This window comes from Streptococcus sp. KHUD_012 (genome assembly GCF_052588255.1).
On sequence record NZ_CP159355.1, the window covers coordinates 1,956,937 to 1,969,218 of the forward strand.

At 44.9% G+C, this 12,282-nt stretch carries 10 protein-coding genes; 1 reads left to right on the forward strand and 9 read right to left on the reverse strand.

Translation table 11 applies throughout. The features are described 5' to 3' along the window. Positions 1–54 precede the first annotated feature (54 nt). From ABVF55_RS09535 to ABVF55_RS09575, 9 genes are all read right to left on the reverse strand, one after another. The gene (locus ABVF55_RS09535; RefSeq protein WP_445285279.1) at positions 55–1,185 is read right to left on the reverse strand and encodes an ABC transporter ATP-binding protein; all 1,131 of its coding nucleotides are present in this window, start codon (positions 1,183–1,185) and stop codon (positions 55–57) included. 123 nt (positions 1,186–1,308) lie between these two features. Continuing rightward, entirely contained in the window at positions 1,309–2,169 is an 861-nt protein-coding gene (locus tag ABVF55_RS09540) for a helix-turn-helix domain-containing protein (protein ID WP_223325184.1), read from the reverse strand. Continuing rightward, on the reverse strand, positions 2,166–2,564 hold the full coding sequence (locus ABVF55_RS09545; RefSeq protein ID WP_003004765.1) for a Mini-ribonuclease 3: 399 nt from the start codon (positions 2,562–2,564) through the stop codon (positions 2,166–2,168). The genes ABVF55_RS09540 and ABVF55_RS09545 overlap by 4 nt, the downstream gene beginning before the upstream one ends. Then, positions 2,557–3,900 carry a cysteine--tRNA ligase gene (cysS, locus tag ABVF55_RS09550; protein ID WP_445285280.1) on the reverse strand — a complete coding sequence of 448 codons (1,344 nt, stop codon included), beginning with the start codon at positions 3,898–3,900 and terminating at the stop codon, positions 2,557–2,559. Before cysS ends, ABVF55_RS09545 begins: the two co-directional genes overlap by 8 nt. Positions 3,901–3,920: 20 nt before the next feature. Continuing rightward, on the reverse strand, positions 3,921–4,787 hold the full coding sequence (locus ABVF55_RS09555) for a GNAT family N-acetyltransferase (RefSeq protein WP_049491650.1): 867 nt from the start codon (positions 4,785–4,787) through the stop codon (positions 3,921–3,923). Between the two features lie 12 nt (positions 4,788–4,799). Continuing rightward, entirely contained in the window at positions 4,800–5,417 is a 618-nt protein-coding gene (gene cysE, locus ABVF55_RS09560; RefSeq protein WP_003018264.1) for a serine O-acetyltransferase, read from the reverse strand. A 24-nt stretch (positions 5,418–5,441) separates the two neighbouring features. Then, positions 5,442–7,664 (reverse strand): polyribonucleotide nucleotidyltransferase, encoded by a 2,223-nt coding sequence (gene pnp, locus ABVF55_RS09565; protein WP_049491648.1) that lies wholly within the window; start codon positions 7,662–7,664, stop codon positions 5,442–5,444. A 585-nt stretch (positions 7,665–8,249) separates the two neighbouring features. Next, entirely contained in the window at positions 8,250–8,987 is a 738-nt protein-coding gene (locus ABVF55_RS09570; RefSeq protein WP_445285281.1) for a hypothetical protein, read from the reverse strand. A 12-nt stretch (positions 8,988–8,999) separates the two neighbouring features. Further along, a complete protein-coding gene (locus tag ABVF55_RS09575) occupies positions 9,000–10,310 on the reverse strand; it encodes a DUF6287 domain-containing protein (protein WP_445285282.1) in 1,311 nt (436 codons plus the stop codon). Between the two features lie 155 nt (positions 10,311–10,465). On the opposite strand from ABVF55_RS09575, the gene pepF reads away from it, so the two are divergent. After that, a complete protein-coding gene (pepF, locus tag ABVF55_RS09580) occupies positions 10,466–12,262 on the forward strand; it encodes an oligoendopeptidase F (protein WP_118095907.1) in 1,797 nt (598 codons plus the stop codon). Positions 12,263–12,282: the final 20 nt, after the last annotated feature.

Consider the following 12,282-nt stretch of genomic DNA (forward strand, 5'->3'; position numbering starts at 1 on the left):
TAAAATGAAAGAAACTGAGACATATCGTCTCAGTCTCTACAGTTTCAGTAGGTATTAGTATACTGTTTTTTCAGTTTCTTTGTCGAAGAAGTGAGCTTTGTTCAAGTCAAATCCAAGTTCGATGGTTTCACCAGTTCCAAGGTAGTCACGCGCATCTACTTTAGCGATGAATTCGTTGTCACCAACTTGGCAGTACAAGTGAGATTCAGAACCAAGCAATTCAGATACAGAGATCGTTGCTTTTACTACTGATTCTGGGAAAGTTTCAAGGAAAGCAGCTTCTGTATTCACGTCTTCTGGACGGATACCAAAGATCAATTCTTTACCATCATAGCCTTTTTCACGAAGAACTTTCAAAGCACCTTCTGGAACTTTCAAATTCAAGCCATTGGCAACGATGTATCCACCTTCCAATTTCACGTTAATGAAGTTCATTGCAGGGCTTCCGATGAATCCAGCTACGAATTTGTTGACTGGGTTTTTGTACACTTCTTGTGGAGTTCCGATTTGTTCTACACGTCCAATTGTACCAGTACCTGCAGGGTTTTTAGTAGCAGACATGATAACGATACGGTCAGCCAATGTCATCGCTTCTGTTTGGTCGTGAGTTACGTAGATGGTTGTAGCACCGATACGACGGTGGATTTTCGCAATTTCAGCACGCATGGATACACGAAGTTTAGCATCCAAGTTTGACAAAGGTTCGTCCATCAAGAACACTTTTGCATCACGGACAATGGCACGACCCATGGCCACACGTTGACGTTGACCACCAGAAAGGTCAGCTGGTTTACGATCCAAGAATTCTTTCAAGCCAAGGATTTCAGCTGCTTCTTGTACACGTTTGTCGATATCTTCCTTGCTATATTTACGCAATTTCAAACCAAATGCCATGTTATCGTACACAGTCATGTGTGGGTAAAGAGCGTAGTTTTGGAATACCATGGCGATATCACGGTCTTTAGGTGCCACGTTGTTTACAACGACACCATCGATCGAACATTCACCTTCTGTGATGTCTTCAAGACCAGCGATCATACGAAGAGTTGTTGATTTACCACATCCTGAAGGACCTACGAAAACGATAAACTCTTTGTCTTTGATGTCCAAGTTGAAGTCTTCAACTGAATAGTGTTCGCTGTTTGGATATTTTTTGTAAATATTTTTAAGATTTAATTCTACCATGATGGTACTCCTTTGATTTTTATAATTCTATTGTAAATGAAAACGTTTTACAAAGCTATGGCAAGTCTTACAAAAAAGAAAAAGAGTTTTGTGCAAGTTGCACAAAACCCTCTATTTATTCCGTTACATCACATCCTGTAGAACCAAATGGTAACAAAGAGCTAGATCTGTCAGGTTTTTCAGTTGGAGACCCGTTAGCTCTTCCCATTTGTCAATCTTGTATTGAAGGGAATTCCGATGGAGATAAAGTTGCTGAGCCGCCTTGGTCACAACTGCTCCGTTATCCCAAAGTGCAACAATGATATCCTGCAACTGGTCTTGACTCCCGATCAACTGATGCAAAGCTTCTTTGATAGGATGGAGATCTAAATCTGCCTGCTCGATTCCCCAGAGATAGAGTTGAGAAAAGCGGTAGACGCCTTGGTGTCCTTCTCGGATCCAGGCTCTAAAGGCTGCCCATTCTGCTCGGATGACAGGAGACAATTTTCCATCTTTCGACTCTGTCCATACCTGCCCGACCATAATGGATAAACGAATAGTAAAGTCATACTCCATGGCAGAGACAGTATCTTTTAAGATATCGGCCACAGGTAAAGACTGGTCTTGGTCCAGAATGAGCACATAGTCCTGCCCACTCAGTTGCAAGGTTGCTCGGAAATTGGGTAAGAGTGTCTGCATCATCTCTAGCCAAGAAACCGTCCCTTCCGCTGTTGAATGCGAGATGTGGCAATAGACGAGCTGCATTTTTTTGATGACTTGAGGGGCTTCTCCCTTTCCATCAATCAGGTACTGGTACCAAGGATTAGGGGCAACCTCTTCTTCACCGCCCAACCAGGAAATCAATTGTTTTTCTCGCTCGGTTAGCTCTTCTTCCTTCAGCAGCAGCCATTGATGAGCCTGAAGGGGAATGGCTACATAACCAGCTGGTGGATTGGCTTGATCCGTCACCTCTGCATGAGGAAACCACTCTCTGATATTTTTCACTGCTTTCTTCCTTCTTCTACTTGCTGGATACACCAGTCAATCAGCTCTTCCAAACGAGAGAGCTCCCCCGTCATATGGAGATAGCCCATGACAGCCTCAAAGCCCGTCGACATGCGATAGGTCACGACATCCGCATTTTTGGCCTTGGTATGGCTATTGGTATTGCGACCGCGCTTGTAGATCTCCAACTCTTTTTCCGTCAGAATTTCTTGCTCCAACATGCTTTCAATCAAGCTAGCCTGAGCTCTAGCAGAGACATAGCGGGTGGCAGCCTGGTGAAGCTTATTGGGCTTGGTCATCCCTTGAAAAATCAGGTGTCTGCGTATATACATGGAATAGACCGCATCTCCCTCAAAGGCAAGGGCAATCCCATTGATTAGATTGACATCAATCACGTGTCCACCTTACACCTTCTTTTGTATCCAAGAGCTTGATTCCTTGCGCAGCCAATTCATCACGAATGGCATCAGCTCGCGCAAAATCTTTCTTAGCCCGCGCTTCCTGACGTTCAGTGATCAAGGCTTCAATATCCGCATCCAATACTTCTTCGACAAAGACCACTCCAAAGACTTCTAACATCTTGGTCAAGGCATCTTTGACGTCTTGATTGTAGTGACCTGAATTGATCCATTTAGCCAATTCAAAGACGACAGTGATGCCGTTTGCCGCATTGATATCTTCATCCATAGCCGCGATAAACTTGTCCACAAAGCTTTGTAAGTCTGCTGGATCCACTTCTCCTGTGAACGGTTGCTCATAGGTATTTTTCAAATACTTGAGGTTGGTCTCCGCATCGCGCACCGCTTTTTCTGTGAAGTTAATGGGCTTGCGGTAGTGCTGGGTTGCAAAGAAGAAGCGAAGCACTTGGCCGTCGATAGTCTTCAATGCATCATGCACGGTGATAAAGTTGCCTAAGGACTTGGACATCTTGACATTATCAATATTGACAAAGCCATTGTGCATCCAGTAATTGGCAAAAGTCTTGCCTGTTTTAGCTTCTGACTGGGCAATTTCATTGGTATGGTGCGGAAATTCAAGGTCAGCACCACCACCGTGAATATCAATGGTATCCCCTAAAATCTCCGTTGACATGACCGAACACTCGATGTGCCAACCCGGACGGCCAGGGCCCCAAGGGCTGTCCCAGGAAATCTCTCCTGGTTTGGCAGCTTTCCAAAGGGCAAAGTCGACTGGATTTTCCTTGCGGGCTGTTTCCTCATCTGTCCGACCAGAAGCGCCTAGCTCCAAGTCTTCTAGAGTTTTGTTGGCTAATTTTGCATAGTTGTGGGATTTTTCCACACGGAAATAAACATCGCCTTGGCTCTCATAGGCATAGCCTTTTTCGATCAAGTCAGCGACAAAACGAATGATGTCATCCATAAACTCAACCACACGAGGGTGGCGGGTTGCAGGTTTGACCCCGAGAGCCGTTACATCCTCACGGAAGGCCGCAATATACTTGTCTGCCACTTCCTGTGGAGTAATGCCTTCTTCTTTGGCACGGTTAATGATCTTATCATCCACATCTGTAAAGTTGGAAATGTAAGCAACTTCGTAGCCACGATACTCAAAGTAGCGACGAATCGTGTCAAAGGCCACCGTTGAGCGGGCATTCCCTACGTGGATATAGTTGTAAACCGTTGGCCCACAAACATACATGCGGACCTTTCCTTCCTCGATGGGGATAAATTCTCTCAAATCACGAGACATGGTATCATAAATTTTTAACACGCTTCATTTCCTTTCTGTTTCTACTCTTTTGGCTTCAAATAAACCGCCTGAGTCTGTTTGATAAAGCCAATCTTTTCATACAAGCGTTTGGCACCTACATTGCTATCTTCCACTGCAATCTGAAATGCCTTATCATTTTGCTCCATGAGTTGGTTGATGAGGGATTTTGCCAGATAGCTTCCGTAACCTTGCCCACGATAGACTTCAGCAATCGCTAGTCCATAAAGGTAATTGCATTTTCCAGACATATCGACCGTACAAACGCCAATCACTTGACCTTCTTTGAGTAACATGTAAAGCAGACTATCAGGATCCTTCAAGGCCTCCAAAATGTATCTGTGGCTCACTTCCGGTGCTTCCACTTCATCTGCAAAGGTTTGGTGGTGGAGCTGGGCAATGGCTTCAAGATAAGAAGGCTCTGCCAAGAGCACATCGACATCCGAACGGGAATCTAATGCATAAGCGGTTCGATCACGTCCTAACCAAGTTTCTGTCTCTTCATCCTCAACCAGTCCCCAATTGCTGGCAAAATCAGGATGGCACTCTAGAAAAATACGCTCTGTCTGAAAAGTCACAGACTCAATTGGATAAGATGCCGTTTCTTTCTCAAAACTTCCATACAAAGCACGCGCAATTCCCTGACGTCGATGATTGGGATGGACCAGGATCGCTACTTCCACATCTTGGTCATCCGCATAGACGGTTAATAGGCCAACAAGTTCACCTTTTTCATAATAAAGGAAAAAGGCGGGCATATCGGGATCAAAATTGAGCATATTGGAGAGATAAGGATCCCGAAACGTTCCGTCATACTTCTGACAGGTGGCAATAAGGGCCTTTGCTTCCAGTAGTTGGTGGTCATTCAATGTATTGGTTGATTGAATCACGTAGCGATCTCCTTACAAACTCGAAGACCGATGGCTAGCTTCCTTAGCATGCTCCAGCTTGTTCATATAGTATTCCCGTTTTTCTTCTTCTTGGTGAATAACCGGTTCATCTTTTCGACCGTGCACCCGCACAATCTTGGCTGGAACACCGACAACGGTCACATCACTTGGTACATCTGAGACGACGACAGCTCCCGCTCCGACTTTGGCCTTGGCTCCGATTTCCACCGGGCCGATGACTTGAGCATGGGCGGAAACCAAGGCTCCCTCACGTACCGTCGGATGGCGTTTGCCGACATCCTTTCCTGTTCCCCCAAGGGTCACCCCATGGTAGAGCATGACACCTTTTTCAACAATGGCTGTTTCCCCGATAACGAGACCCGCTCCATGGTCGATAAAGACACCCGAAGCAATGGTCGCACCTGGATGGATTTCGATCTGGGTCCAAAAACGCCAGAATTGGCTATGCATCCGCGCCAAGAGCTTAAAACCATGGTTCCACAAAAAGTGGGAAACACGGTGAGCTGCCAGTGCTTTGACGCCCGGATAGGTCAAAAGGACCTCCAGCGAGGTACGCGCTGCTGGGTCATTTTCTTTTACAATATTGATGGTTTCACGCCACCATCCCATACCGTGCTCCTCCTTTTCTAATGATTATTCTGAATCTTTTTGTGTAATGATAAAGTCTTTTTTAGGTTTGTGGTCTTTGTTGTGGTGACGAGGACGATCGCCATGACGAGGACCCTTTTCACCTTTTTCTTCTGAATGTTCAGGTTTTGGCGGACGTGGCAATAGTGCCTTCATAGAAGCATCGACACGACCTTTTTCGTCAATCTTGATAATCTTGACATCCACTTCATCGCCAATCGCTACCAAGTCTTCGACACGGTTGGTGCGCGTCCAAGCCATTTCAGAGATATGAACGAGGGCATCTGTCTTATCAAAGAGGTTGACAAAGGCACCGAATTTCTCAATCCGAACCACTTTGGCATGGTAGACTTCATCCACTTTGGCTTCACGCACCAAACCAGCAATGATCTCTTTGGCACGGTTAATCGCATCTTGGTCGCTCGAGTAGATCGATACGTTACCTTCTTCGTCGATATCAATCTTAACGCCTGTTTCTGCGATGATCTTATCGATGGTTTCTCCACCCTTACCGATGACAATCTTGATTTTGTCCACATCAATCTTGATGGTATCAATTTTCGGAGCAGTTGGTGCCAATTCTGGACGCACTTCTGGAATCGTTGCTTCAATCACATCAAGGATTTCAAAACGAGCTTTCTTGGCTTGAGCAAGCGCTTCTGTCAAGATTTCTGCAGTAATCCCTTGGATCTTGATATCCATTTGAAGGGCAGTAATTCCGTCACGCGTACCAGCTACCTTGAAGTCCATGTCTCCAAAGTGGTCTTCCAAACCTTGGATATCTGTCAATACGGTGTAGTTGTTTCCATCTGAAATGAGACCCATGGCAATACCAGCTACTGGGGCCTTGATTGGCACACCACCAGCCATAAGGGCAAGTGTTCCCGCACAGATAGAGGCTTGAGATGAAGAACCATTTGATTCCAATACTTCTGCTACCAAACGGATGGCATATGGGAATTCTTCCAAGCTTGGCAATACTTGAGCAAGGGCACGCTCACCAAGAGCACCGTGACCAATTTCACGACGACCAGGCGCACCGTAACGACCTGTTTCACCAACCGAGTATTGTGGGAAGTTATAGTGGTGCATAAAGCGTTTCTTGTACTCTGGATCCAAACCATCGATGATTTGCGTTTCACCCATTGGTGCCAATGTCAAGACAGAAAGGGCTTGCGTTTGTCCACGAGTAAAGAGACCTGAACCGTGCACACGAGGAAGGTAGTCGACTTGTGCATCCAAAGGACGGATTTCATCGACCTTACGACCATCCGGACGAACCTTGTCTTCTGTAATTAGACGGCGCACTTCTGCATGTTCCATTTGTTCCAAGATTTCAGCCACGTCCCGCATGATGCGATCAAACTCTTCGTGGTCGGCATATTTTTCTTCGTAAACTGCTGTGACTTGATCTTTGACTGCTTGAGTCGCAGCTTCACGCGCCAATTTTTCTTCTACTTGGACCGCTTTTTGAAGGTCGCTGTTGTAGGCTGTGATGATTTCAGCCTGCAAGTCAGCATCCACACGAAGCAATTCCACTTCTGCTTTTTCTTTCCCAACTGCCGCAACGATTTCTTCTTGGAAGGCAATCAATTCTTTAACGGCTTCGTGCCCTTTGAGAAGAGCTTCCAACATGATTTCTTCTGACAATTCTTTGGCACCAGACTCTACCATGTTGATAGCGTGTTTGGTACCAGCTACTGTCAATTCAAGAAGAGAGCGCTCAGCTTGTTCTTGCGTTGGGTTGATGATGATTTCCCCGTCAACATAGCCTACTTGGACCCCAGCGATAGGTCCGTCAAACGGAATATCTGAGATAGAAAGAGCCAAGGATGAACCAAACATAGCTGCCATTGGGGCAGATGCATTTTCATCGTAAGAAAGGACTGTGTTGATAACTTGCACTTCGTTACGGAAACCTTCCGCAAACATTGGACGGATTGGACGGTCAATCAAACGCGCTGTCAGAGTCGCATCTGTAGAAGGACGACCTTCCCGTTTCATAAAGCCACCAGGAAATTTCCCAGCCGCATACATTTTTTCTTCGTAGTTAACTTGAAGTGGGAAGAAATCCCCAGTTGCCATTTTCTTAGACATGACAGCTGCCGTCAAGACAGTTGACTCACCATAACGCACGACAACAGAGCCATTTGCTTGCTTAGCAACCTGACCGGTCTCTACGATTAACTCACGACCCGCAAAAGTCGTTTGAAACACTTGTTTTGTCATTTTAATCCCCTTTGGATTGATAAAATTATACGACTTGCCTACAAAAATCAGGATACAAAGGGCGTGAAGAATCCCGTATAAAAATAGGAGATTGACGCAGTGTGCCACTCACACCAGGAAATCTATCTTTTTCACTAGGGATTTAGCCCGTGTTCAACTATCAAGATATTTTGGACGGTTCGGCTTGCCGAACATTTCTGTAGAAAAATAGGAAGGTGACGCCGCACTCGATGAGTGCTAGGAAGCTTATCTTTTTTCCTAAGAAATGAGGCCAAAATTCAATTACTCAAGATACCAAGCCGTTAAGCAACTCAAAGGAAAATAGGAAATCGAACGACGGAGCGAACGCTCCTAGGTAGATTTATCTTTTTCCACAGAGTTGTAGGCGGGTTCAATTACGCATGATAGCATTGATTGACGCAGCCCCATCTATTTGTTATATCCTCATCTTTGTATCCAAGCACGTATACCTTTTATTTTAACATATTCAAGCCCAAAAGAAAAAGGCTTTGAGGGCCTTTTTCTGTGAATCTTCAGCAAGTTCTATATAAAAATTTTAGAGCTAGATATAGCTTTTGATTATTTTTACGATTTCACGAATTCTGTACTGTCGACATAAAAGCGTGTTTTGTGGGTTCCACCCTTGTATTTCTTGTTGTTGCGTTTCAAGACAAAACGTCTGTATGGATCGGAAGTGCCTTGGATAGTCGTTGTCACTTCAACTGAATCTTCATTGACCACCCATTCATCCGGTGAAGGAATTTCCATCGGTGGCATCGCTCCGCCACGACCACCAGCTACAATTTCGTAGAAGGCCTTGTCTTTTGTCGAATAGATCCAGCCGTCCTTCTTTTCGTTTGTCAGTTGGATCAGCTGGTCTTGTGACAGACTACGGATAGAGTCCGAGGTCTCTTCAGCATTCAATTTATCAATGACATCTTGCAAATTATAAGTTCCCGGCGTGTAGGTATTGTAGTAATCAATGAACATGTCTTGTGGGTAACCATCAACTGCACCGTGATCATTGTTCAACTCCAGCAAACGAGTCGGTTGCACCTGAAGTGAATAGGTCAAAGACGCACTGTTTTCAATGATCGAATAGATATCCGCTTGGTCCGCTTTTGACAAGGTCCCAATGACTTCTTTGTCATGTTCATCTGACTTTTCTTCTTGCGACTGCTCTTTTTCTTTGGTCTCACCAGAGGACTTCTTGACGGATGAAGATCCTACAGGACTGTGCTTACGCTCATAGCGTTTTGGGGTGCAGGCTGCTAAAGATAGAATAGACAAACCCGCCAGTAGTGAAATCATCAATTTTCTCATAGTACCACTCCTTTAGTCCACACGGTAGAAGAACGAGTCAGTATCCCAAATATATTGTTGCCCTACCCATATACGGTCTTTTGATGTATCTGATGGATCACTATTCTGATTACTATCTGGCTTCATAGGTGTTCCAGCTGGCAAGAATGAGATCGCAGCTCCACCAGCTGTATTTGGTTTTGAACTATGGATCCCCCCACTAATATAGCCGTGATCGGGATTAATTCTATCAACAACTCCACTACCATCTGTTACAAATCCTTTTCCTGTCAAACCATCTTTATCAAATTCCAGAACCCAACCTAGACCATTTCTCCAGGTTCCTGCAATACTTGAAAAATCACCGTTCTGAATTTCTTGAATATTCATTCCACTGCTTTTCTTACTTGTGCTTGCTGATTTAGAACCATCCACACGCGTTGTGAAGTCAAGGGCGATCCAGCCTTGTCCAGATTCCAATTTGCCCCAAGTATGACCATCCGCCTCTACGGTTTCCGTAATGGTATGAGTTCCTTTTGCGATCATTCCTGCAGATGGAGCTGAAGTAGATGGTTCTTTTCGAATACGAAGATCCGACACACTGACTTGCACTTGGAAGCTTTCTGATTTTTTCTCTTCTGCTTTTGCTGTTGATTTGGAATCCCCTGAACCATCAAATTTTTTCCAGTCTAGCTTACTGAGGTTCAACTTCTTGGCTGAAATCCCAAGAGCCTTCTCTGCTGTTTGGTCCCCACCAATTTGAATGGTTGCTTTCTTTTCTTCCTTGGCTTCCCCTTTTTCTAGCGAATAAAGGCTCAATTCCATTTCTGGATTAAGAGATTGCCACGTGGCATAGACGATTTGTCCATTATCGAAAAGATCTAAGCTAGAGCGATAGCCACCTGCAGAAGCCACATAGGCTACATGGAGCAAGGTTGGCAGCTTATCTTTCAAATAATACACAGCAGCAATCGTTTTGCCATCCCCAATCAGCAGTTCATCATTACCATCACGATTAAGATCCTCAAAAGCATAGTGCCACTCATTGGTGCTTCCAAGTGTTTGAAGGTTAAAGACATACGCATATTCTTCTGAAGTTGCTTCAATCTTCTTCAGTTCATTTTGTAAAGCCGTTTGGTCTTTGGCATTAATTGCGGTTGCATAAGCCTTGTAGCGATCTAATACTTCTTGATAGTTCTTTTGACCTGTATCCTTCTTCTCTTTTTTAACCGATGATGACGTTGCTGTCTTTGGTTTACTTTGGCGTTCATAACGTTTGGGTGCACAAGCCACCAGAGCTAGAACGGACGCACCCGCCAGTAGTGAAATCATAACCTTTTTCATAAAAACCTCCTCATATCTATCCTAGTATATCAAAAATGGTCGATTTTTCCAGCTCTTTTCAAGATTTTTACACAAGCATTTTCCCCTCTTCCTCTATGTTTCTGTCCTTTTTTCTGCTATACTTAGTATAGTTATTTGATCAAAAGGAGAACACTATGGAATTAAAAAAACGTTCTGAATTTCCTGAGAACGAACTCTGGGACCTCACAGCCCTCTATCAAGACCAGGAAGACTTCTTGCGTGCCATTGAAAAAACGCGCGAAGAAATCAATGAATTTGTCCGTAACTACAAGGGCAAGCTCCACACTTTTGAAGACTTTGAAGCTGCCTTTGCAGTCTTTGAACAAATTCAGATCCAACTCAGCCACATTGGCAACTACAGCTTTATGCCCCAAACGACGGACTTTGGCGATGAAGCTTTTGCAGAAATTGCCCAAGCAGGGATGGATTTCGAAACTTGGGCGAGCGTTGAACTTTCCTTCTTTGATGATGCTTTGGTAGAAGCGGATGAAGAAGTCCTTGAACGTCTCGGACAATTGCCTCACCTCACTTTTGCCATTCGTCAGGCTAAAATTAAAAAAGCTCACTACTTGGGAGCTGATGTGGAAAAAACTCTGACCAACCTGGGTGAAGTCTTCTACGGACCGCAAGATATCTATACCAAGATGCGGGCAGGTGACTTTGAAATGGCTGATTTTGAAGTGGATGGAAAAGTTTACAAGAATAGCTTTGTTACCTATGAAAACTTCTACCAAAACCATGAGAATGCGGAAGTTCGTGAAAAAGCCTTTCGTTCCTTCTCAGAAGGTCTCCGCAAGCACCAAAATACGGCTGCTGCTACCTATCTAGCTCAAGTTAAGTCTGAAAAACTGATCGCAGATATGCGGGGCTACGACTCCGTCTTTGACTATCTCCTAGCTGAGCAGGAAGTGGATCGTGCTATGTTTGATCGTCAGATTGACCTGATTATGAAGGACTTCGCTCCGGTCGCTCAAAAATTCCTCAAACACGTGGCCAAGGTCAACGGCCTTGAGAAAATGACCTTTGCTGATTGGAAGTTGGACTTGGACAGTGCGCTCAACCCAGATGTCACCATTGATGACGCTTATGACTTGGTCATGAAATCCGTGGCACCTCTTGGCGAAGAATATTCTCGCGAAATTGCCCGCTACCAAACCGAACGTTGGGTCGACTTTGCTGCTAATGAAGGCAAGGATTCCGGTGGTTATGCAGCCGATCCTTACCGTGTCCATCCTTATGTCCTGATGAGCTGGACAGGACGGATGAGCGATGTTTATACCCTGATCCATGAGATCGGACATTCTGGTCAATTCATCTTCTCAGACAACAACCAAAGCTACTTCAACGCCCACATGTCGACCTACTATGTGGAAGCTCCTTCTACCTTTAACGAGCTCCTCCTTAGCGACTACTTGGAACACCAGTTTGACGATCCTCGTCAAAAACGCTTTGCCCTAGCTCACCGTTTGACAGACACCTACTTCCACAACTTCATCACCCACTTGTTGGAAGCAGCCTTCCAACGCAAGGTCTACACCTTGATCGAAGAAGGTGGCACCTTCGGCGCTAGCAAGCTCAACAGCATCATGAAGGAAGTCTTAACCGAATTCTGGGGAGACGCTGTTGAAATCGATGACGATGCAGCATTGACCTGGATGCGTCAAAGCCACTACTACATGGGGCTTTACAGCTATACCTACTCAGCTGGCTTGGTTATCTCAACAGCGGGATACTTGCATTTGAAGAACTCCGAAAATGGAGCGAAAGATTGGCTAGACCTCCTTAAATCAGGTGGTAGCAAGACCCCACTTGAGTCAGCCATGATCATCGGAGCAGATATCTCAACTGACAAACCACTCCGCGATACCATCCAATTCCTTTCAGACACTGTCGATCAAATTATTGCTTACAGTGCAGAATTGGGAGAATAAAATTCAAAAAAAGCTAAAGA

Coding starts and splice junctions, on each gene's coding strand:
- ABVF55_RS09535 (WP_445285279.1), bottom strand. CDS start 1,185: ATGGTAGAATTAAATCTTAAAAATATTTACAAAAAATATCCAAACAGC.
- cysE (WP_003018264.1), bottom strand. CDS start 5,417: ATGGGATGGTGGCGTGAAACCATCAATATTGTAAAAGAAAATGACCCA.
- pnp (WP_049491648.1), bottom strand. CDS start 7,664: ATGACAAAACAAGTGTTTCAAACGACTTTTGCGGGTCGTGAGTTAATC.
- ABVF55_RS09570 (WP_445285281.1), bottom strand. CDS start 8,987: ATGAGAAAATTGATGATTTCACTACTGGCGGGTTTGTCTATTCTATCT.
- ABVF55_RS09575 (WP_445285282.1), bottom strand. CDS start 10,310: ATGAAAAAGGTTATGATTTCACTACTGGCGGGTGCGTCCGTTCTAGCT.
- pepF (WP_118095907.1), top strand. CDS start 10,466: ATGGAATTAAAAAAACGTTCTGAATTTCCTGAGAACGAACTCTGGGAC.